General features: G+C 64.5%; 20 protein-coding genes. 10 read left to right on the top strand and 10 right to left on the bottom strand.

Annotated elements, in window-relative coordinates; all coding sequences use genetic code 11:
- Positions 1-7 precede the first annotated feature (7 nt).
- Positions 8-1,510 (bottom strand): hypothetical protein, encoded by a 1,503-nt coding sequence (locus tag QDT69_RS20230; RefSeq protein WP_279708213.1) that lies wholly within the window; start codon positions 1,508-1,510, stop codon positions 8-10.
- A gap of 94 nt (positions 1,511-1,604) precedes the next feature.
- Positions 1,605-2,714 (bottom strand): cellulase family glycosylhydrolase, encoded by a 1,110-nt coding sequence (locus QDT69_RS20225; RefSeq protein ID WP_279708212.1) that lies wholly within the window; start codon positions 2,712-2,714, stop codon positions 1,605-1,607.
- Positions 2,715-2,956: 242 nt separating this feature from the next.
- Between QDT69_RS20225 and QDT69_RS20220 the strand changes: the two genes are divergently transcribed.
- Both QDT69_RS20220 and QDT69_RS20215 read left to right on the top strand, forming a co-directional pair.
- Positions 2,957-3,904, top strand: coding sequence for a cupin-like domain-containing protein (locus QDT69_RS20220; RefSeq protein WP_279708211.1), 948 nt, complete (start codon positions 2,957-2,959; stop codon positions 3,902-3,904).
- Between the two features lie 27 nt (positions 3,905-3,931).
- Entirely contained in the window at positions 3,932-5,122 is a 1,191-nt protein-coding gene (locus QDT69_RS20215) for a GNAT family N-acetyltransferase (protein ID WP_279708210.1), read from the top strand.
- Between the two features lie 20 nt (positions 5,123-5,142).
- Here the strand turns inward: QDT69_RS20215 and QDT69_RS20210 are convergent, their stop codons facing one another.
- The 3 genes from QDT69_RS20210 to QDT69_RS20200 form a co-directional block, all read right to left on the bottom strand.
- Positions 5,143-6,090, bottom strand: a complete 948-nt coding sequence (locus tag QDT69_RS20210) for a DUF5996 family protein (RefSeq protein ID WP_279708209.1) — start codon at positions 6,088-6,090, stop codon at positions 5,143-5,145.
- Between the two features lie 194 nt (positions 6,091-6,284).
- Positions 6,285-6,884 carry an NAD(P)H:quinone oxidoreductase gene (gene wrbA / locus QDT69_RS20205; protein ID WP_279708208.1) on the bottom strand — a complete coding sequence of 200 codons (600 nt, stop codon included), beginning with the start codon at positions 6,882-6,884 and terminating at the stop codon, positions 6,285-6,287.
- Between the two features lie 91 nt (positions 6,885-6,975).
- Positions 6,976-7,674 (bottom strand): pirin family protein, encoded by a 699-nt coding sequence (locus tag QDT69_RS20200; protein WP_279708207.1) that lies wholly within the window; start codon positions 7,672-7,674, stop codon positions 6,976-6,978.
- Between the two features lie 125 nt (positions 7,675-7,799).
- Between QDT69_RS20200 and QDT69_RS20195 the strand changes: the two genes are divergently transcribed.
- The 4 genes from QDT69_RS20195 to QDT69_RS20180 all read left to right on the top strand — a co-directional run bounded on the left by QDT69_RS20195 (position 7,800) and on the right by QDT69_RS20180 (position 12,042).
- Positions 7,800-8,714, top strand: a complete 915-nt coding sequence (locus tag QDT69_RS20195) for a LysR family transcriptional regulator (RefSeq protein ID WP_050422831.1) — start codon at positions 7,800-7,802, stop codon at positions 8,712-8,714.
- Positions 8,715-8,918: 204 nt separating this feature from the next.
- Positions 8,919-11,366, top strand: a complete 2,448-nt coding sequence (locus QDT69_RS20190) for a hypothetical protein (RefSeq protein WP_279708206.1) — start codon at positions 8,919-8,921, stop codon at positions 11,364-11,366.
- A gap of 3 nt (positions 11,367-11,369) precedes the next feature.
- Positions 11,370-11,516 carry a hypothetical protein gene (locus QDT69_RS20185; protein ID WP_279708205.1) on the top strand — a complete coding sequence of 49 codons (147 nt, stop codon included), beginning with the start codon at positions 11,370-11,372 and terminating at the stop codon, positions 11,514-11,516.
- A gap of 151 nt (positions 11,517-11,667) precedes the next feature.
- Positions 11,668-12,042 (top strand): hypothetical protein, encoded by a 375-nt coding sequence (locus QDT69_RS20180; protein ID WP_279708204.1) that lies wholly within the window; start codon positions 11,668-11,670, stop codon positions 12,040-12,042.
- 56 nt (positions 12,043-12,098) lie between these two features.
- Here the strand turns inward: QDT69_RS20180 and QDT69_RS20175 are convergent, their stop codons facing one another.
- From QDT69_RS20175 to QDT69_RS20160, 4 genes are read right to left on the bottom strand one after another with little or no spacing between them, the layout of a single operon-like run.
- Positions 12,099-12,566, bottom strand: a complete 468-nt coding sequence (locus QDT69_RS20175; protein ID WP_279708203.1) for a YbaK/EbsC family protein — start codon at positions 12,564-12,566, stop codon at positions 12,099-12,101.
- A 20-nt stretch (positions 12,567-12,586) separates the two neighbouring features.
- Positions 12,587-13,330 carry a haloacid dehalogenase type II gene (locus QDT69_RS20170; RefSeq protein WP_279708202.1) on the bottom strand — a complete coding sequence of 248 codons (744 nt, stop codon included), beginning with the start codon at positions 13,328-13,330 and terminating at the stop codon, positions 12,587-12,589.
- Entirely contained in the window at positions 13,327-14,169 is an 843-nt protein-coding gene (locus QDT69_RS20165; RefSeq protein WP_279708201.1) for a dienelactone hydrolase family protein, read from the bottom strand. The genes QDT69_RS20170 and QDT69_RS20165 overlap by 4 nt, the downstream gene beginning before the upstream one ends.
- A gap of 36 nt (positions 14,170-14,205) precedes the next feature.
- Positions 14,206-15,090, bottom strand: coding sequence for an amidohydrolase family protein (locus QDT69_RS20160; protein WP_279708200.1), 885 nt, complete (start codon positions 15,088-15,090; stop codon positions 14,206-14,208).
- Between the two features lie 493 nt (positions 15,091-15,583).
- Between QDT69_RS20160 and ykgO the strand changes: the two genes are divergently transcribed.
- Together ykgO and QDT69_RS20150 are read left to right on the top strand one after the other, a co-directional pair.
- Positions 15,584-15,709: a type B 50S ribosomal protein L36 gene (ykgO, locus tag QDT69_RS20155; protein WP_002718645.1), complete on the top strand. Its 126-nt coding sequence runs from the start codon at positions 15,584-15,586 to the stop codon at positions 15,707-15,709.
- Between the two features lie 171 nt (positions 15,710-15,880).
- The gene (locus QDT69_RS20150) at positions 15,881-16,471 is read left to right on the top strand and encodes a tetratricopeptide repeat protein (protein ID WP_279708235.1); all 591 of its coding nucleotides are present in this window, start codon (positions 15,881-15,883) and stop codon (positions 16,469-16,471) included.
- A 96-nt stretch (positions 16,472-16,567) separates the two neighbouring features.
- Here QDT69_RS20150 and QDT69_RS20145 read toward each other — a convergent pair whose 3' ends face one another.
- A complete protein-coding gene (locus QDT69_RS20145; protein WP_021080994.1) occupies positions 16,568-16,744 on the bottom strand; it encodes a hypothetical protein in 177 nt (58 codons plus the stop codon).
- Positions 16,745-17,134: 390 nt separating this feature from the next.
- Here QDT69_RS20145 and QDT69_RS20140 point away from each other — a divergent pair, with 390 nt between their 5' ends.
- Both QDT69_RS20140 and poxB read left to right on the top strand, forming a co-directional pair.
- Positions 17,135-18,124 (top strand): alpha/beta hydrolase, encoded by a 990-nt coding sequence (locus QDT69_RS20140; protein ID WP_279708198.1) that lies wholly within the window; start codon positions 17,135-17,137, stop codon positions 18,122-18,124.
- A gap of 83 nt (positions 18,125-18,207) precedes the next feature.
- A complete protein-coding gene (gene poxB, locus QDT69_RS20135; RefSeq protein WP_279708197.1) occupies positions 18,208-19,944 on the top strand; it encodes a ubiquinone-dependent pyruvate dehydrogenase in 1,737 nt (578 codons plus the stop codon).
- Positions 19,945-19,958 lie beyond the last annotated feature (14 nt).

Raw genomic sequence — 19,958 nt, 5'->3', positions numbered from 1 at the left:
GCGCACGCTATCGGCCGGCGGCCTTTGGATCGTCGCCTTGCGTGCGCAAATGATGGCCGATCACGAGCCCGGTCAGGCACAGCAACAGCCCGAGAGCCGGCGGCGCAAACAGCGCCTCTTCCTGGAAGATGCCGTTCACCAGCACGACCATCGTGCCGAACGCGGCGAGCCCCTGGATGAGGATTCCGGACGAGGCGTAGAGGCGCCAGGCCTTCAGCGCCATCGCAAAGAAAAAGCCGAGCGGCACCATTGCGCCGATGCCCATCTGGTAGAGCAGCACGCCGACCGCGCTTTCCACCGCGCCGTCCATGGTGCCGGCCGCCTGCGCGGCGTTCCAGTCGATTGAGAAGTAGCCTTCGGAAAGATTGCCGCCGACGCCGAGCCCGCGGCCGATCGGGTTATGCCGGAATCCGTCCCAGCCGCCCATGAAGCCGATCACGTGGAAGTCGCCGATCTGGAGGCCGATATAGATCGCCGCGATCGCGTAACCCGCGAGCCCGACCAGCGCGATGGTTAAGGTGATGGTCGCACCGAACAGCCAGGTTGCCGTCCAGGCCAGGGCTACGAAGACGACCAGGATGAGCGCGCCCTTCACGCTGCAGCAGATCAGCAGCGGAATCGCGGCCAGCGCCAGCCAGCGATATCCGACCGCGAACAGGAACAGGATCGAGAAGGCGATCCCGTAGCCGAAGCTGATCGGGCTCATGTTCGGTCCGAAGATGCGCATCATCGACGACAGACCGAGGTCCTCGAACAGCGGGCTGTTGAGAAAGCTGAAGCGGAAGCGGTCGATCAGATCCACCGGGACGTTGCCGGTTTGGCGCATCTCGGCCTCCCAGGCTCCGGAGCGGGTCGCCTTCAGCTCGTCGAAGTGCCAGAACGTGTAGCCATTGGTGATGGTGAGCCAGAAATCGCGGAACATCAGTTCGACATATCCGCAGACGATCAGCAGCGCGGCGACGGCGACCAGGAACGGCGTGACGCGGATCTCGAAGCTTGCGGCGGTCAGCAGTGACAGCTGAAATAGAAAGATCGGAAACGCAATGTTGCGCAGATAGACGAGGGCCGCATGCGGATCCTGCGTGGCGCCGAGCAGGAAATATCCGGTCACGACCGCGAGGGTCATCAGCCCCCATTTCATGATCCGGTCGACGTCAGTTGAATGCTCGCGCTCGCGCAGCACATACAGCGCCAGCGTCACCAGCCACATGACCGCGCAGATCAGGAAATTGTAGCCCTTGACGAAATCCATCTCCTGCTCGGTCGTCATGTAGGATGACAGGATCGAGACGAACAGGTTCTGGAAGAAGATGATGAAGACGGCGATCGACGGCGCGTAGGCCGGCGCCGCGAGCACGATGGCGCAGCCGATCAGGCTTTCGACGACGATCGCAAGCCCGGCGTTGGCCGCCTGCATGATTGGCGCGAAGGCGATCGATGCCACGGCGATGCCGAGCGCCGGAAGCAAGTCGCCGGCCAACAGCGGCCGCGGGGCTATCTCTGCTTGCACAGGCTCTGACCTAAGATGACCGGACGTGTGGGCACGCTACACCGCATCGTCGATCTAGCCCCGCATTGTGTAAAAACGGGTTAACCAGACCGCGTTAGCGGGTTCCGAGCAGCGCCTTGAGCACCCCTTGGTCGGCCTTGCCGGTGACGGCGTCGGCCAGGCCAAAGCCCTGTGACATTTCCCAATGTGTCCAGCCCCAGCATTGCTGCCGGGCGTAAGCCGTGACGCCGGCGAGCCAGCGCAACCGGCTGTCGCGCGGCGCGCCGGCCTTGAGCACCCCGAACTCGTTGATGATGATCGGGCGCGAATACTGCTGCTGCCACGCGACCGCGGGTTCGAGCCACTTGTCGATGCCGCGGTCGGGCATGGCGCGGTCGACCATCGCCAGCGCTTTGGGCCTGTTCAGCACGGTCAGCTGCTCCCGCAGCTGTTGGACCCTGGGATCGTCGGCGCGGGCGGGATAGGGCAATCCGACGACATCATGGAGCGGCTCGTTCGGATCCCAATGGGCCTGATGGGTGAACACCATCGGATCGTAGAAGTGGATGGCATAGACGACGTTCGGATCGTCGAGCGGCGTGAAGCCGGGCAACGAATCCGCGCGCTGCCAATTGACCGGACCCGTGATCAGCGTGGTCTGCTGCAGCATTTGGCGAATGAAGCCGGCCAGCTCCCGGACTTCGCCTTGCCATTGCGCGGCATCGACCTCCGGCTCGTTCAGGAGTTCCGCAAAGACCCGATCGGAAGGATAGCGCTGCATGACACGCGCCAGCTCGCGCCAGGCGCTTTTCATTTCGGTCATCGCGCCGGGAGGATCGTCCTTGTGCAGCGGGTTGAAGTGCCGGCCCGAATGCAGGTCGATCGACACGACATAGCCGAGCCCGAGCAGGGTCTTCAGCGCGCTATCGACGGTTTGCAGGCGGGCGTCGATGTCTGCCTGCGTAGCGAAGCGCGGCATGATGAAGTCGGCGGGCACAGGCAGCCGGATGTGGGTCAGGCCGGCCTTGCGCAGCTCGAGCAGCAGGCCGCGCGGCGGCGCCGACCGCGGATCAGCGATCCAGCCGTCGGCATTGACGCCGCGCGACAAGGCCTCGAGCCGATCCGCGGGAACGCCCTCCATCAAGGCAGGGCAGGCCCGCGCGGCGACGGACAGCAGAATGGATGCGGCGGCGAAAACAACGGGGATCGACGATAGCCGGGCCATTGGACGATCAACTCGCGATCATGTTGCAGCGGCGACGTGGTTCAGTCATTCGGTCCTGCCGGCCATGGCGGCCGGCTCCGGAAACGTCGCGGTTAGCCATATCGGCGAGACATTAGCGTTGCGTAACCCCGCGCGCATACGCGACGGCACCGTTCTTGCCAATCCCTGCGCAAGAGCAGCCCGCTCGTCCCGGAACGGGACATCGGTTGAAGCAAAATGGCGCAGCTGCCAGGAGCGCGACCATGACGACAGGCAGGATCTTCACGAATTGGGATGACAACCATTCCAGGCTCTGGAGCCGTCGGCCGATCCGGCTCGAGCATACCATGCACCAGCAGCCGGCATTCTCGATGGACGATCTCGCGAAGCTGATTGAGCACTATCCGCGTGAGCGTTACAGCCTGGTCAAGACCGGCGCCAAGGGATCGAGCCGGGTCTGGCGCGAGGGCGAGATCGGCAGGCTGCGCGGCCATCAGGTGATCGAGGCGATTTCGCGCGGCGGCCTGTGGCTGAACCTGCGCAACGTCACCGCGATCGATCGCCGCTACCGCGACATGATCGAGCGGATGTTCGGCGAGATCGCGGCGAGGGTTCCCGGCTTCGACACGCCGACCCATCAGGCCGGCATCCTGATTTCCTCGCCCGATGCGCAGGTCTATTACCACGCCGATCTGCCGGGGCAGGGCCTGGTCCAGATCGCCGGACGCAAGCGCGTCTACATCTATCCCACCACGCAGCCGTTCATCCGGCCCGAGCATCTGGAGAACATCGCGCTGTTCGACGTCGAGGTCGATATCCCCTACGAGCCCTGGTACGACTGGCATGCGCAGGTGATCGATCTCGAACCCGGCCAGATGCTGATCTGGCCGCTCAATGCGCCGCACCGCGTCGAGAACCTCGACACCGTCAACATCTCGATGACGCTCTCCTATGTGAACGACGACATCCGCCGCACCCAGATCCTGCATCTCGCCAACGGCATGCTGCGGCATCGCTTCGGCTACGCGCCGCGCAGCCGCAGCATCCGCGGCCCGGTCTTCTTCGCCAAGCAGGTGATGCAGAAGCTGCTGCGCGACGGCAAACGGGTGAAGCGCGAACGCACCGTGCGGCGCGCGATCGACTTCCGCCTCGACGAGAGCGATCTCGGCAAGATCGTCGATCTGCCCAAGGCGGCGTTGGTGGCAGCGTAAGCGAACTTGCCGGTTGCGAGTGCTGGAATGACAGTGTTGACGACAGCGGTTGAGAAATTCGGGGCGCAGGTCGCTTCGTATGCGGTCGGCTATCGCGTCGAACTGGTTTTCGATTGGGCGCAGGCCGCCGCCCGCTGGGGCGCGTTCGAGCCGCTCACCGCGTTCCAGCATCCGCAATGGTATGCGTCGTGGTACCGCGCGTTCGCATCGACCGACGGCGTCGAGCCGCTGATCGCCGTCGTCAGCGATGCCGCGACCGGCGAGCGGGCTGCGCTGCTGCCGCTGATCCGCCGCCGGCAGGGGGGCCTCGGCATCGTCGAATTCGCCGACCTCAACCTCACCGATTTCAATGCGCCGTTGCTCGGCCCGGCGGCGCCGCGCGACGAGGTCGCCGCATGGCAGTTCTGGCGCGATCTGCAGGCCGCGCTGCGCAGTTCGCGTGGCGGGGCCGATCTCATTCGTTTTCGCAAGATGCCGGTCAGGCTCGCGACGCGATCCAATCCGCTGGCGCTGCTCGACGGCATCGGGCCGTCGGTCGTCAACGGCAATCTGTTGACCATCGGCGACGACCACAACGCCTGGCGTTACGAGTTGAACCGCAAGGTTCGCAAGGAGCTGGGACGGAGCTGGCGTGTGTTCACGCGTGAGCGGTCCGCCGTCTTCAAGGTCGCCGCGGATACCGACGAGGCGGTGGACCTGCTGTCCGTCACGGAAGTGCAGCAGGGCGCGCGGCTGAGCGGTCTCGGGCTCAATTACGCGCTCGGCAATGCGGACTGCACCGCCTTCTATCGCGACCTCGTACGCGAAGGCGCCGGTCTGGGCTTTGCGGTGATGACCGCACTTGCGACCCGCGATGAAGTGGTGGCGACGCTGCTTGGTATCCGCACCGGCTCACGTTACGTCATGCTCCGGATCAGCAATGCGGGCGAGAAATGGTCGGCATGTTCGCCGGGCCGGCTGATCATCGACCGCACCATCGCAGCGCTGCACAAGGACGGCGTGCGCGAGTTCGATTTCTCGATCGGCAATTACAGCTACAAGCGGCGGTTCGGACCGCAGCGCACGCCGCTGGTCGATCTTGGTGCCGCCCTGAGCTGGCGCGGGCAGCCTTACGCGCTGCGCGACCGCGCCGTACTCGCGCTGCGTCATTATCCAAAGCTGTCGGCGCGGCTGAAGCAGGCGCTGGGCAAGGCGACGCCGTCGCGCGAGGACGACTAGGCCGCTGCTCTCATCGCGCTTCAGGCCGCCCTGACGACGCCCGGCCGGCCCGGCGCGCATTCCAGCGCAGCGCGGTCCCAGTTCGCGTTGATGGCCGCTGCCTCATAGCTCGATTGCAGGAATTCGAGCAGCGCCTTGTCCGGGTCTGCGGCCAGCCGCACGGCGTCGTAAGGCAGGATGAATTCGCCAAGTGCCTCGCTGAAGAATGCCGCGCCGGGTCGCACCGCCGTGCTGCGATAGCCCGCGGGTTCCGGATAGGCGTAGGAATAGAATGCGGGATAATCGATTGCGCCGCCGCCCGGCCAGAAGCCGGCGCTGCTGACCTCGTGCGAATAGGCCTCGTGTGCCACCGCGTCGGGCAAATGGGGCACGCCGCCGGGATGTTGCGGCGCCGTTCTGCCGGAAAAGCGCGTCACCGCGAGATCGAAGCTGCCCCAGAAGAAATGCACCGGGCTCGCCTTGCCGAGAAAGCCGGTCCGGAATTGCTTGAACACGCGATCGCAGTTCACGAGGATCTGGTGAAACCGGCGCACCGCATCCGCGTCATACGAGGCATGCTGCGTATCCTGCGAAAACGGGATCGGGTCGGTGACTTCGTTCGGCATCTCGTCGATGACGACGTCGATCCCTAGGCCCTTCAGATTGGTCATGGTCGCCGCGTAGAAGCTCGCGACCGATTGACCGGCCAGCGCGAATTGCCGCTCGGTGCCGTCGCTGGTCGAGATGCGGAGCTTGTGATCGATCAAGTCGAAGTCGATCTGGAAGGTGCGGTCGCCGTCGGGGATCGGCGAGGTCGTCAGCCCGCGGGCCGTGACATAGAGCGTGACGTGCCAGGAGTGATTGAGCCAAGGTGACTTCGTCAGCCGGATCTTGCCGGCGATCTGGGTCAAGAGCTGGAGCGTGGCACAGCTGTCGCGCCACGCCGCGGTCGGCAGTTCCGGCCAGCGGGTCTTCTGTGTGTTGGTCATGGCAAACCTCTTGGCTGCGCCGACAGGAAGTCTTGCGGCATATCACGAAAATGGTCCCGATGATCTCGGGAACCGTTGCTTCCAAAAATGCAGACAGGGCGGCAATCGCCAGGGAGTGCCGCCCTATCGCGTGGCCATTCAGCCAGCCGTGAAACCCAGCCGTAAAGCTTAGCCGTGCAGCTTAGCCGTGCAGTTTAGCCGTGTAGTTTCCTGGCGGCCTCCGCGACCGCGCGGCCCTGATAGCGGGCGCCGGCGAGTTCGTTCTCGCTCGGCTGGCGGCTGCCGTCGCCGCCGGTGATGGTGGTCGCGCCATAGGGCGCTCCGCCAGTGACCTCGTCGAGCTTCATCTGGCCGGCAAAGCCGTAGTTGAGGCCGACTACCGTCATGCCGAAATGCAAAAGGTTGGTGATGATCGAGAACAGCGTCGTCTCCTGCCCGCCATGCTGGGTCGCGCTCGAGGTGAAGGCGGCGCCGACCTTGCCGTTCAGCGCGCCCCTGGCCCAGAGCCCGCCGGCCTGGTCGAGGAAGTTGGCCATCTGCGAGGCCATGCGGCCGAAGCGGGTGCCGGTGCCAACGATGATTGCGTCGTAGTTCGCGAGATCATCGATTGTGGCGATCGGCGCGGCCTGGTCGAGCTTGTAGTACGAGGCTTTCGCGACCTCGGCCGGCACGAGCTCGGGCACGCGCTTGATGTCGACGGTGGCGCCGGCTTCGCGGGCACCTTCCGCAACGGCATTCGCCATCGCTTCGATGTGACCGTAGGCGGAGTAATAGAGAACGAGAACCTTGGCCATGATGGCCTCCTTTTGGGGTTGGATAGGGGAGATGTTTAGAGGGGGGAGCAAGCGCGGACGTCTGTCCGCGCTTGCAGGAGGGTGAAGTTGATCAGGCCGCGTCGACCAGCACGAGCTCGGCATCCTCGAGCGCGGTGATCTTCAGCGTAGCTTCATCGCGGATCGCAGCGCCGTCGCGCGCATTGACGCGCACGCCGTTGACTTCGATGCTGCCGGCCGCCGGCACCAGATAGAGGTGACGGGCCTTGTCGGCGGCGTATTCCGCGCTTTCGCCGGCCTTCAGCGTGGTGGCGAGCACCCGCGCGTTGGCCCGGATCGGCAGCGCGTCCTCGTCGCCGTCGATGCCGGAGGCGATGGTGACGAGCTTGCCCGAGCGGTTCGCCTTCGGGAACGGCTTCGATCCCCAGGTCGGCTGACCGCCCTGCGTCGTCGGCTCGATCCAGATCTGGAAGATCTTGGTCTTGGACGGCTCCAGATTGTACTCGGAGTGACGGATGCCGCTGCCGGCGCTCATCACCTGCACGTCGCCGGCTTCGGTGCGTCCCTTGTTGCCGAGCGAGTCCTGGTGCGTGATCGCGCCTTCGCGAACATAGGTGATGATCTCCATGTTGGCATGCGGATGCGCCGGGAAGCCGGAATTGGGCGCGATCTCGTCGTCGTTCCACACCCGCAGCGCGCCGTGGCTGACATTGGCGGGATCGTAGTAGCTCGCAAACGAGAAGTGGTGCTTGGCCTTCAGCCAGCCGTGGTCGGCGCCGCCGAGCTTTGCGAATGGTTTCAGTTCGATCATGGTTTACTCCGTTCGATGCGTTGGTTTCGATCTCGTTGACCCCTTGGATATGCCTCCGGCCGTGGTATAGAAATAGAAACTATTGAAACTCATTGTTTCCAAATTGAGCTATCGGGGCTGCTGCCATGTCGAAACTGCCGGACTTCGAGGCGCTCGCGATCTTCGCAAAAGTCGTGGAATTGCGGTCGTTTGCGGCCGCCGCGACCGAGCTTTCGCTGTCCAAGGCCACGGTCTCGAAGGCGGTCAGCCGGCTCGAGGAGCGGCTCGGCGCGCGGCTGTTCAACCGCACTTCGCGGCGGCTGGCGCTGACCGATGCCGGCCAGAAATTGTCGGAGCGCGCCGCGCGGCTATTGGCCGACGGCGAGGCCGCCGAGAACGAGGCGCTGGCGCAATCGACCACGCCGCGCGGCCTGGTGCGGCTCGCGGTGCCGATGAGCTTCGGCATCAAGACCGTGGCGCCGCTGCTGCCGGAATTCATGGAGGCCTATCCGGAGGTCGCGATCGACCTGCATCTCAGCGACGCGACGGTCGATCTGATCGGCGAAGGCTTTGATGCCGGCCTGCGCATCGCGCGGCTGCCGGATTCCTCGTTGATCGCGCGGCGGCTGTGCGGCATGCCGCGCTACACCGTGGCGGCGCCGTCCTACCTGAAGCGCAACGGCCGGCCGACCCATCCGATGCACCTCGCCGAGCACAAATGCTTCGGCTACGCCTACCTCTCGACCCAGGGCGTCTGGCACTACACCAACGCGTCGGGCGAGCAGGCGAGCGTCCGTCCCGCCGGACAGCTGCGCGTCAACAATGGCGAGGCCGTGATGCCCGCGCTGATTGCCGGCCTCGGCATCGCCGATCTGCCCGACTTCATCGTCGGCGATGCAATCGCGCGCGGCGAGGTCGAGGTGATCCTGAAGGGCTGGAAGCAGCCCGAGGGCGCCGTGCATCTCGTCACCCCGCCCGGCGGCCCGCGTCCCGCGCGCGTCGAGGTGCTGGCGGATTTTCTCGCCAAGCATTTCGCCAAGGGCCGCGCGCAGCGCAAGTAGAGGGCCGCGCGCAGCGAAAATAACGGAGCGCACGCGGCGGAAGCGCTGGCGCGGGCGAGGCCAAAGGCCGCGCGCCGTCACATTCGTGTCATCCCTTTTAAATTGTATAGATTGTGTGAACTAACCCATGATCGTGGGCAGGCGCGATCGTCTATCTCTTCATCCTGAACCTGTTGCCGCAAAGCACATTTTCGGAGGAACCAGATGATTGATCTGACCAAGCATGACTTCACGTCATTGTCGGTGAAGGATCTGCTCGATGCCCGCGAGGCCTATCATGTGCATCTGGCCCATCTGCAATCGGTCTACGCCACCGCGATCGGCCGCTATCTGATCCGCGACAGCGACCGCAACGCGACGGAACGGCGGCACCATTCCAAGCCGCAGGCACTCGGACCGCGCACGCTGTTCAATTCGTCGGTCAAGGACTGGTCGTGGCCGTGCATTCTCGTCTTCGTGCGGGACTGGATGAAGCGGTCCGAGTTGAAGAACCATCCGGAGAAGCAGGACCAACTGGTGCCTCCATTCCTGTATCTGCCGGACGGCCGCGTCGTGCCCACCTGCGTCGTCAAGGTCGATCCCAACGAGGGCAGCCCCGGCATCGTCGACCCGCCGGTGTTCAAGAGCGATCTGGTTGGCGGCGGCTTCCCGGTCCAGACCATGATCCAGGGCAAGATCCACCGCGGCTCGATCGGCTGTCTCGTCACCAATGGCGAGACCGTGTTCGCACTCTCCAACCGCCACGTGGTCGGCGCGGCAGGACGCGAGATCTTCGCCGGCTTCAAGAACACCGACCGCCGTCTCGGCGTCAGCGATGCGCTGCAACTCGGCAAGCGCGCCTTCAGCGACGTCTATCCCGGCTGGCCCGGTTCGCGCGTGGTGGCCAATCTCGATGCCGGATTGATCCGCGTCGATGACGTCAAGGGCTGGACCGCGCAGATCTACGGCGTCGGCCAGGTCGGCGACGTCGTCGATCTCAATGTCGGCACTTTCCGCCTCGAGATCATCAACCAGCCGCTGATCGCCTTCGGTGCGACCAGCGGATTGATGAAGGGCAAGATCATCGGCCTGTTCTATCGCTACAAGACCGTGGGTGGCATGGAATATGTCAGCGATTTCGTGATCGGTCCGCGCGACGGTGACACGCCGCTCAACAACTATCCCGGCGATTCCGGCACGGTCTGGTTCCTCGACGATCCGGACGCCAAGAAGAACGCCGGCGGCGCGCGCATCCTCAGCCCTCTGGCGCTCGAATGGGGCGGCCAGGAATTGTTCGGGTCAGGCGGCAAGGTCCCGATGCAGGTCGCGCTCGGCATCTGCATGGCGACGCTGTGCCGCGAGCTCGATGTCGAGTTGATCGGCGACTGGAATGCCGGCCACACCGAGTATTGGGGCGAATGGGGACACGTCAAGATCGGCGCCTACGCGACCGGCCTGATCGATGCGAAGCTTCCCAAGCTCTCGGCCATGATGGATGCCAATTCCGACAATATCGGCCTCGACGACAAGCTGCTTGCCGACCTCAAGCCGTATCAGCACGGCACGTTCGCGCCGCTGGCCGACGTCGCTGACCTCGTCTGGCGCTTCACCCGGCACACCGACGAAAGCAACCATTTCGCCGACATGGACAAGCCGGGCAAGGACGGCAAGACGTTGCTCGATCTCTGCGCCGAATCGACGCGCAACGTCGATCCAAAAGTCTGGAACGACTATTACGACGGAATCGGCGAGGACCGGCGCGGCGCGCTGCCGTTCCGGGTCTGGCAGATCTTCGACGAGATGGTCGAATACGCCGCCGCCAACAAGAAGCTGGAGTTCGTCTGCGCTGCGGGCATCGTCGCGCATTACATCGGCGATGCCTGCCAGCCGCTGCACATCTCGCAATTCCATCATGGTCTTGATCCGAACGACAAGAAGCACGCCAAGGTGCACAGCGTGTACGAGACCACGATGATCGGTCGCTACGGCAAGGATCTCATCAAGATGATCCCCGACGCGAAGGCCAGCGACGTCGCGGAGATCGCGCCGGGTGCAACGCCGACCGGTCGCGATGCCGCCGTCGCCGTGGTCGCGCTGATGCAGCGCACCGTGAAGCGATTGCCGCCGATGACGATCGTCAACCTGTTCAATTCGCACATGGGGAGCGGCCAGGTCGACGCAATGTGGTCGAAGCTGAAGGACGCCACCGCGGCCTGCATGCAGGACGGCGCCAAGACGCTTGCGCGAGTCTGGGAAGCGGCCTGGCGTGCCGGTGCGGGTGAAGATCGCGGGCAGGGCGGCAAGTTCGATCAGGGCAGCCTGAGCAAGCTCTACAACGATCCGAGCTTCCTGCCGGCATATCCGCTCCAGCAGCTCACGCTGGATGCCAACGACCATATCGTGCCGGTCGGCGGAGGCGGAGCACGGCGCCGCAGTGCGACAATTGCACGCCGCGCGCGCCCGCCAGCCGCGAAGAAAGCAGGGAAGAAGCCAACCAAGAGTACTGCCAGGAGAGCGCCCAAGAAGGCTGTGGCGATGGCCGTGGTGCGCAAGCGTCCGGCTGCGGCCGCACCGGCCCGCCGCGCAGCTGCCAGCAAGAAGACCGCGACCAAGCGCGGCGCAGTCAGGAAGCGGTCGGTCGCAAAGACACGCAAGGCGTCGCGCAAGCGCTAAGATATGCGCGCGGCGACGGCCGATGTCGTAGCGGCGTCGAAGCTGATCGAGACCTTCGGCGCCGCAGTTCGCGTACAGGTGGCTGCACCGGAGTTTTCAAAATTTGTTGCAGACGACAGCGCGCGCGTGAAGATCGGCAAGGTCGAATAGGGAACTCAGGTCCATTCGCCTTCACATTTAGTTGTCTGCAAGGTCGTTCCTTGCAACGATCCTTGGCCGCATTCATTTGCCAGCCTGAAGCAAATTGCCGCGCGGAACTCGCGCGTGCGCGGATCAATCATGTCGAACGAGGGCACTGGGCATGAAGACGCAGCGGATTGTCCTGAGCGTAGCGATCGCGATCGGCGGCCTCGCCGCCGCAACGCCTGCGTTGTCGCAGGAGTATCGCGGAACATGGGAACAGCAGATGGCGTGCACACCGGATGTGTGGCGGCTCTGTGGCGATCAGATTCCCGACACCAACCGGATCGTCGCCTGCCTGCGGCAGAACACGCCGCAACTCTCCAGCGGCTGTCGTGCCGTATTCGAGTCCAATGCAAGCACGCAGCAGCCGCAAACCCAGGGGCGCGCGCCGCAGCAGCGCCCGCAGTTGCAGCAACGGCCACGCGCACCACAGCAGATCCAGCCGGCGCCGGTTGCGCCGCCGCGGCCGGCGCCCGGCGATGATGAGGACTAGAGCGTTTTCGAGCGAAGTGGATACCGGTTCGCGTCAAGAAGACGCGTCAAGAATCCTTAGGCCCTGACTTCGCAAACATCGACCCACTCGGCCGCGGTCAGCTCCGCCATCCTGTGGGGCGTGATGCGCACCGCGCTGTGGGTCGAGCCGGCGGCCGGCACCACGACGTCGAATGCCTTCAGCGAGACATCGCAATAGACCGGCAGCGGCGTCTTCAGCCCGAACGGGCAGACGCCGCCGACCTCATGGCCGGTGATGTCGGCGACCTCGTCGAGGCCGAGCATCTTCGGCTTGCCGCCGAAGGCTGCCTTCACCTTCTTGTTGTCCATCCGCGACGTTCCGGCGGCGACGATCAGCACCACGCGGTCGCCGACCCGCAGGCTCAGCGTCTTGGCGATCCGCGCCGGCTCGACGCCATAGGCCTCCGCCGCCAGCACGACGGTCGCGGAGCTTGTGGTGGATTCGATCACGGTGATTTCGGGCGCCTTCTCGGCGAAGAAGGCGCGGACGGACTCGATGCTCATGAAGTTCAGGACCTTGCTAGTCAGGATCTGGCAGACACCAGGGCAGGAAGCTCGGAGAGGCCGTGAATCCGGTGATCGGGCACGACGCCGAGCTCGTCCATCTGGGTACGCAGCGCCTTGAACATCGTCAATGGGGCGATCGTCTCGCTCTCGACGCAAGCCAGCGCCATCGCTGCCGGCGTCACCCGCTCGATCCAGGCGACATTGAGTCCGAACGCCTTGGCGCCGCAGGCGTCCCACGGATTGGAGGAGATGAACAAGACCTCCGCCGGCGGCACCTTCAGCACCTCTTCGATCAGCGTGTAGGCCTCCGGCGCCGGCTTGAACATCTTGTGGGCATCGACGCTGATGGTCGCATCGAGCAGCCGGTCGAGCCCCGAATTGCGCACCAGCGCGTTCAGCATCTCAGGGCTGCCGTTGGAGAGGATCGCGAGCTTCTTGTCCTTCATCGCCTCGAGCGCGGCGACGGCATCCGGATACAGCGCGAGATGCTGATACTTGTCGATGATGCGCCCAAAGATTGCTTCGTCATATTGCAGGCCGAGGCAGCGCAGCGTGTAGGCGAGGGAATCGCGGGTTGCGACGGCGAAATCCTGGTAGCGCCGCATCAGCGTGCGCAGCCAGGAATATTCGAGCTGCTTGATGCGCCAGATCTGCGTGATGATGTCGCCATAGCCGGGGAATGCATCCTCGGTGACGTCGGCCACCGACTGCACGTCGTAGAGCGTGCCATAGGCGTCGAAGACGATTGCGTTGATTGTCATTGTGGTCTCTCTTGCCCGCCGATCGTCGAATACAGGAATTTCCGCAAGGCGTCGACGGATTGGTCGCGGGCCGCCGCGTTGAATTCGAGGTGATGACCGAGCTGCGTCCGGGGCGTGCCAAAAGCAGGCACGTCGAAATCATGATAGGCGCCGGGATAGACGATGAGTTTGATCGGATACCCCGTGTCCTTCCGGCGCGAGATTCCGTAGTCGTCGCGGCCTTCGGCCAAGCTCCGGCATTCCCTGGCCGGCGTCCAATCGTCGAGTTCGCCGACCATGATCAGCGTCGGCACCGTCATGTCACCCTTGATGCTGAGGCAAGGCGGGTAGAACGCCACGGCGGCACGGAATTTCTCAGTCGCGTTACGTTCGATCGCCCCGCGCTCCACCGAGAACAGCGCAAGCTCGGCGCCTTGCGAGAACCCGACCACCGCGACGCGGGCAGGGTCGACGGACGATTGCCGTGCCAGGAAACTCAGCGCGCGATAGGCGTCATGGACGGTCGCGGCCGGCGGCCCGCTCGTGCAGGCGCTGGTGATGCCGCGCGGTCCGAATCGGTCGACCGTGAGCGTGACATAACCCCAGGCCGCCAACAGCCTGCCCCAACGCTCGTCGAGTTGTTTGAAGAACCCGCTGCAGCCATGCAGCAGCACGACCGCGGGTGAGGGGCCTGGTCCGTCCGGCAATCGCAGATAGCCTTGCAGCGGTTGCGCGTTTGCAAGCGGAGTCTCGAATTCGACGAAGGCGGGCGGCTGCCCCGCGCCAGCCGCATAGTCCGGCCCTGCGCTTCCGATCAGAAGCACGGCGAGGGATGCGGCAAGTCCGGTGAAGCTGGTCATGAACCACCCCCGAAGCTTGCCGCCGACAATACTCCCTCAGATGCCCAAAATCTTCCGCGCGTTGGCCTTCAGCACCTTGGGTCGGATCTCCTCGCGAATGTCGAGCTTGGCGAAATCGGCGAGCCAGCGGTCCGGCGTGATCACAGGCCAGTCGGAGCCGAACAGCATCTTGTCCTGCAGGATCGAGTTGATGTAGCGCACCAGGATCGGCGGGAAATATTTCGGCGACCAGCCGGAGAGGTCGATATAGACGTTCGGCTTGTGGGTCGCGACCGACAGCGCCTCTTCCTGCCAGGGGAAGGAGGGATGCGCGAGGATGATCTTGAGGTCGGGGAAGTCAGCCGCGACGTCGTCCATGTACATCGGGTTGGAATATTTCAGCCGCATCCCCATGCCGCCCGGCATGCCGGAGCCGACGCCGGTCTGGCCGGTATGAAACAGCGCGATCGCGCCGCCGTCATTGATCGCCTCATAGAGCGGATAGGCCATGCGGTCGTTGGCGTAGAAGCCCTGCATGGTCGGGTGGAATTTGAAGCCGCGGACGCCGTAGTCCTCGATCAGCCGCTTCGCCTCGCGGACGCCGAGCTTGCCCTTGTGCGGATCGATCGAGACGAACGGGATCAGCACATCGAGATGATCGGATGCGACCTCGAGCATTTCGAGATTGTTATAGCGGCGGAAGCCGGTCTCGCGTTCGGCATCGACCGGAAAGATCACGGCGGCGATGTTCTTCGACCGGTAGTAGGCGGCGGTCTCCGGCACGGTCGGCGGATGCTTGTGCGGCGACTTGAAATAGTCGGCCATCTGCGCCTGGAAATCGTCATAGCCGTCGTCGCCATGCATGCCGCACGGCTCCTCGGCATGGGTGTGGATGTCGATCGCGACGACTTTCTCGATGTCAGGCAGTTTGAGCTTGGGCATTCGGCTTCCCCGGCGGCGTGTTTGTTAGTGATGGAAAATAATTATATGATATAACGATTTTCGCAAGCGGTCTGGCGGATGAGCGTGCGATTGCTGACTGATCCCGGTTCGGCCGGGAAAGTCCGTAAGGATCGGTTCGGGCTCGGCCCGCAAGCACGATTCGCCGCTCTTGCGGCAGCCGTCGGGGAATGCCGGCGGCACGGGCCACGGCGCGACAATCGTTGCGGCCGCCGTTTCCGAAGCGATCTCAATGGCATGGGCGTGCGGCCGACGTAGGATCCAGGCCGGGATATGGCCGAAAATCGGCCCATCTCCGTTGACATTTAACGGTCCGATGGCTTAGAACGCGGCCGTCCCGCGCGGTCTGGCCGCTTGTCGGGATAAATCCCATTTGGCCAACGATTGGCTTGCCCGGATATTGGCTTGCCCCAAGCATTGGCATTGATCAGGTACGGCCTCCAACACGGGCCTTTCGAAGTAACAGGATTGTCCCATGAAGGTCCGTAACTCGCTGAAGTCGCTGCGCGGCCGCCATCGCAACAACCGTCTGGTCCGCCGCAAGGGCCGCGTCTACGTGATCAACAAGGTCCAGCGCCGCTTCAAGGCGCGCCAGGGTTGATCCGAGCAGTCGATCCCGCTGGGATCACCGGCTGCTTGCAATCCTTCACAGGTCTTTGAGGCCGCGCTGCTTTGCAGTGCGGCTTTGTGCGTCTAGACTTCGGCGATGGGATTAAACTTCTTTGGCCCGACCAACCGCCGGCTGGCGATCCTGATCGCCGCGCTTCTGGCCATGCCCGTTGCAGCCGTCGCGCAGGACGATCCGCGGGTGATCCCGCCGCCGAAGGCCCAGAAGAAACTGCCGGAAGCGCCGACCAAACTGCCGAAGGTTCCGGCCGACCGCACCCGCGGGCTGGATTTCCTGTTCGGCGCGCTGAAGGCCGCGCCCGATGAGGACAGCGCCCGCCACGTCGAGGCGCGGATCTGGGCGCTGTGGCTGCAAACCCCGAGCGATACCGCCGCGCTGCTGATGGTGCGCGCCAAGGCCGCGCTCGACGCGCAGAATGTCGATGTCGCGCTGAAACTGCTGGATGCCGTGATCAAGCTGCGGCCCGACTATGTCGAGGCCTGGAACCGGCGCGCGACGATCTATTACCTGAAGAACGACTACGTCCGTTCGTTGGGAGATCTGCAACAGGTGCTGACCCGTGAGCCCCGCCATTTCGGCGCGCTGGCGGGTGTCGGCATGATCATGCAGGACATGGGCGACGACAAGCGCGCGCTGGACGCCTTCCGCAAGGCACTGGCTGTCGACCCTTACCTCGAGAAGGTGCCGCAGATCGTCAAGCAGCTGACCGAGAAGGTCGAAGGCCGCGACATCTGATTGCCTACGATTGATCGCGATCGCGGTCCGATGGACGCGAATGGGCACGTCAGCGCGAGCTCGATGCTTGCTCGCGATACGGTCCGGCGCAGGAGACTAGTGCAGGAACTTGCCGCGGGACGCGTTGTCCTGGGCTACGGCAGCGTAGAATTGCTGAAGCTCCGCCTCCAGGTGCTCATTCACGAGCAACAACGCCTTCAGGGCGCCGCGCAGGTCGCCATTGCAACTCGCCACGATCTGGTCGATGGCCGCATCGCTAGGGTCGGAAATCATGGTACTCCTCCGATTACTTCCCGTTGAACTCGTCGTGCGGACGCGGGTTCCTGTGGATTCAGTGTATAAGCCCTAGAAGCACCCAGGTAGCGTCCCGGTTTCGATGAAGCCTCGCGTCTGATGGCGAAATTGCCACCTTCAATCTATGAAATTACTAATGACGCAGGTATGAACCCGCTATCCACAGGCTGGGCGCATTGTGGACAACTCTGTGCCCCGGCCGGAGCCCGGAAAATCGACATTGGCTTTCCGAACCAGAGCGGGCCCGGGCAGGGTTCAAATCCGGCACTGGGCAAAACCTGATTTCGGCTACTCCGTAGTTTCGGGGTGGCCAGCACGCTTCAGATACCCAACTCCCTTCAGGTACCCAACACATCCCGGACCCTCTCGATGTTGACCGCGATCATCGTGCTGGCGGCCGCCGGACTGGCCCTGGTGCTGGCCCTGGCAACGCAAATCGGCGTGGCGCTGATCCAGCGCGCCTTTCCGCCACAGGGCCGCATGGTCGACGTGGCCGGCGCGCGGCTGCATGTGGTCGAGCTCGGCCCGCGCGATGCCGCGGGGCCGCCGGTCGTGATGCTGCACGGCGCAAGCTCCAATCTCCGCGCGATGCAGCCGCTCGGCGAGCGCATCGCCAGGACGCGCCGGGTGATCCTGATCGACCGGCCGGGGCATGGCTGGAGCCCGCGCGAGCACGTCGCGGATTCGACGCCTGAGGTCCAGGGCCGGATGATCGTGGAGGCGCTGACCAGGATCGGCGTCGACCGCGCGATCGTGGTGGCGCATTCCTGGGCCGGCGCGCTCGCACTGCGCATTGCGCTCGATCACCCGGAGCGCGTTGCGGGCCTCGTCCTGCTCGCCCCGGTCGCCTATCCCTGGCGAGGCGGCGCCGGCCGCTACAACGACGTGATCTCGACGCCGCTGATCGGGCCGTTGCTTGCGCATACGATCACGCTGCCGCTCGGCTATCTTGTGGCCAATTCGGGCGCGAGCGGTGTATTCGCGCCGCAGCCGATGCCTGACGATTTCGTCCGTGACAGCGCGACCTTGCTCCTGCTGCGCCCGCGCGAGTTCATCGCCAACGCGCGCGACCTCGTCTCGCTGAAGGCCGCCGTGGTCGAGCAGGCGCCGCGCTATGCGGAGATCAGGGCGCCACTGTCAATCATTTCGGGCGACGTCGACAAGACGGTCACGACCGGCATCCATTCGCGGCTGCTCGCAGCCACAGTGCCACAGGCAAAGCTCATCGTGCTGCCCGGCGTCGGCCACATGGTGCAGTACGCCGCGTCCGATCTCGTGGTGTCCGAGATCGAGGCGATGGTCTGCAAGTTGGTTCTATCGATAGCAACAAAGGGCAAGAACGCCCCCGCGAATCTGTGATCGGCCAAGGCTTGCGCGGGTCCATCGTGCCGAACATCATGCGGCGGTGCGGTTCTTCAGATCTCACCCAAAGGACGTCTCTCATGCGGATCGACAACATCGCCGACCTCATCGCCGAAACCCTTGCCCAGGCCGGCGTGAAGCGCATCTACGGTGTGGTCGGCGACAGCCTCAACGGCTTGACCGAGGCCCTGCGCAAGCGCGGCACGATCGACTGGCTGCATGTGCGCCATGAGGAGGTGGCGGCGTTCGCCGCCGCCGCCGAATCCCAGATCACCGGCGATCTCGCAGTGTGCGCGGGCTCCTGCGGCCCGGGCAATCTGCACCTCATCAATGGCCTGTTCGACGCGCATCGCAGCCGCACGCCGGTGCTGGCGATCGCGGCCCAGATTCCATCCGCCGAGATCGGCGGCGGCTATTTCCAGGAGACCCATCCGCAGGACCTGTTCCGCGAATGCAGCCATTATTGCGAGCTGGTGTCGGATCCGGCGCAGCTGCCCTACATGCTGGAGAACGCGATCCGCGCCGCGATCGGCAAGCGCGGCGTTGCCGTCCTGGTGCTGCCGGGCGACGTCGCGATGCGGCCGGCGCCGAAGCGCGACATCGCACCGAATGCGGGCCTGCTGCCGCCGATGCCGGTGGTGCGTCCGGCCGATGCCGAATTGAACGCGCTGGCCGGGCTGCTCAATGGCGCGAAGCGCGTCACGCTGTTCTGCGGCCGTGGCTGCGCCGGCGCGCATGACGGCCTGCTCAAGCTCGCCGAGACGCTGAAGAGCCCGATCGTGCACGCGCTCGGCGGCAAGGAATATGTCGAATACGACAATCCCTACGACGTCGGCATGACCGGCTTCATCGGCTTCTCCTCCGGCTATGCCGCGATGCACGGCTGCGATGTGCTGCTGATGCTGGGCACCGACTTCCCCTACAAGCAGTTCTTCCCGAGCGGCATCAGCATCGCCCAGGTCGATCTCCGCCCGGAAAATCTCGGCCGCCGCTGCAAGCTTGATCTCGGCATCGTCGGCGATGTCGGCGAGACCATCGCCGCGCTGTTGCCGAAGCTCAACCCGAAGACCGATCGCAAGTTTCTCGACGCCAGCCTCGCGCATTACAAGGACGCCCGCGCCGGGCTCGACGATCTGGCCCGCGGCAAGCCGGGCCAGAAGCCGATCCATCCGCAATATCTGGCGCGGCTGCTCAGCGAGCAGGCCACCGAGGACGCGGTGTTCACCGCCGATGTCGGCACACCGACGATCTGGGCCGCGCGTTATCTGAAGATGAACGGCCGCCGCCGGCTGATCGGCTCCTGGGTCCATGGCTCGATGGCCAATGCGATGGCGCATGCGATCGGCGCGCAGGCGGCGCAGCCGGGACGGCAGGTGGTGTCGATGTCCGGCGACGGCGGCTTCGCGATGCTGATGGGGGATCTGATCACGCTGACTCAGGCCAGGCTACCGGTGAAGGTCGTGATCTTCAACAACAGCGTGCTCGGCTTCGTCGCGCTGGAGATGAAGGCCGCCGGCTTCATCGAGACCGGGGTCGATCTAAAGAATCCGGATTTTGCAGCGATGGCCCGCGCCATGGGCATTCACGGCGTCAGGGTGGAGGATCCCGGCGAGCTCGAAGGTGCGATCCGCGACGTGCTCGCGCATGACGGCCCGGCCGTGCTCGATGTCGTGACCGCGACGCAGGAATTGTCGATGCCGCCGACCATTACGCTGGAACAGGTGAAGGGCTTCAGCCTGTGGGTGCTGCGCGCCGTGATGAGCGGCCGCGGCGACGAGGTGGTCGATCTCGCCAAGACCAATCTGTTGCCGCGTTGAACGCAACAAAAACG

Source organism: Bradyrhizobium sp. CER78 (genome assembly GCF_029846235.1).
Classification (GTDB): Bacteria; Pseudomonadota; Alphaproteobacteria; order Rhizobiales; family Xanthobacteraceae; genus Bradyrhizobium.
This window is presented reverse-complemented; position numbering and strand designations above follow the sequence as displayed.

Excerpts from the sequence above, each read along its gene's own strand:
- QDT69_RS20225 (WP_279708212.1), bottom strand. The coding sequence starts at position 2,714 with ATGGCCCGGCTATCGTCGATCCCCGTTGTTTTCGCCGCCGCATCCATT.
- QDT69_RS20220 (WP_279708211.1), top strand. The coding sequence starts at position 2,957 with ATGACGACAGGCAGGATCTTCACGAATTGGGATGACAACCATTCCAGG.
- QDT69_RS20215 (WP_279708210.1), top strand. The coding sequence starts at position 3,932 with ATGACAGTGTTGACGACAGCGGTTGAGAAATTCGGGGCGCAGGTCGCT.
- QDT69_RS20210 (WP_279708209.1), bottom strand. The coding sequence starts at position 6,090 with ATGACCAACACACAGAAGACCCGCTGGCCGGAACTGCCGACCGCGGCG.
- wrbA (WP_279708208.1), bottom strand. The coding sequence starts at position 6,884 with ATGGCCAAGGTTCTCGTTCTCTATTACTCCGCCTACGGTCACATCGAA.
- QDT69_RS20200 (WP_279708207.1), bottom strand. The coding sequence starts at position 7,674 with ATGATCGAACTGAAACCATTCGCAAAGCTCGGCGGCGCCGACCACGGC.
- QDT69_RS20195 (WP_050422831.1), top strand. The coding sequence starts at position 7,800 with ATGTCGAAACTGCCGGACTTCGAGGCGCTCGCGATCTTCGCAAAAGTC.
- QDT69_RS20190 (WP_279708206.1), top strand. The coding sequence starts at position 8,919 with ATGATTGATCTGACCAAGCATGACTTCACGTCATTGTCGGTGAAGGAT.
- QDT69_RS20185 (WP_279708205.1), top strand. The coding sequence starts at position 11,370 with ATGCGCGCGGCGACGGCCGATGTCGTAGCGGCGTCGAAGCTGATCGAG.
- QDT69_RS20180 (WP_279708204.1), top strand. The coding sequence starts at position 11,668 with ATGAAGACGCAGCGGATTGTCCTGAGCGTAGCGATCGCGATCGGCGGC.
- QDT69_RS20175 (WP_279708203.1), bottom strand. The coding sequence starts at position 12,566 with ATGAGCATCGAGTCCGTCCGCGCCTTCTTCGCCGAGAAGGCGCCCGAA.
- QDT69_RS20170 (WP_279708202.1), bottom strand. The coding sequence starts at position 13,330 with ATGACAATCAACGCAATCGTCTTCGACGCCTATGGCACGCTCTACGAC.
- QDT69_RS20165 (WP_279708201.1), bottom strand. The coding sequence starts at position 14,169 with ATGACCAGCTTCACCGGACTTGCCGCATCCCTCGCCGTGCTTCTGATC.
- QDT69_RS20160 (WP_279708200.1), bottom strand. The coding sequence starts at position 15,090 with ATGCCCAAGCTCAAACTGCCTGACATCGAGAAAGTCGTCGCGATCGAC.
- ykgO (WP_002718645.1), top strand. The coding sequence starts at position 15,584 with ATGAAGGTCCGTAACTCGCTGAAGTCGCTGCGCGGCCGCCATCGCAAC.
- QDT69_RS20150 (WP_279708235.1), top strand. The coding sequence starts at position 15,881 with ATGCCCGTTGCAGCCGTCGCGCAGGACGATCCGCGGGTGATCCCGCCG.
- QDT69_RS20145 (WP_021080994.1), bottom strand. The coding sequence starts at position 16,744 with ATGATTTCCGACCCTAGCGATGCGGCCATCGACCAGATCGTGGCGAGT.
- QDT69_RS20140 (WP_279708198.1), top strand. The coding sequence starts at position 17,135 with ATGTTGACCGCGATCATCGTGCTGGCGGCCGCCGGACTGGCCCTGGTG.
- poxB (WP_279708197.1), top strand. The coding sequence starts at position 18,208 with ATGCGGATCGACAACATCGCCGACCTCATCGCCGAAACCCTTGCCCAG.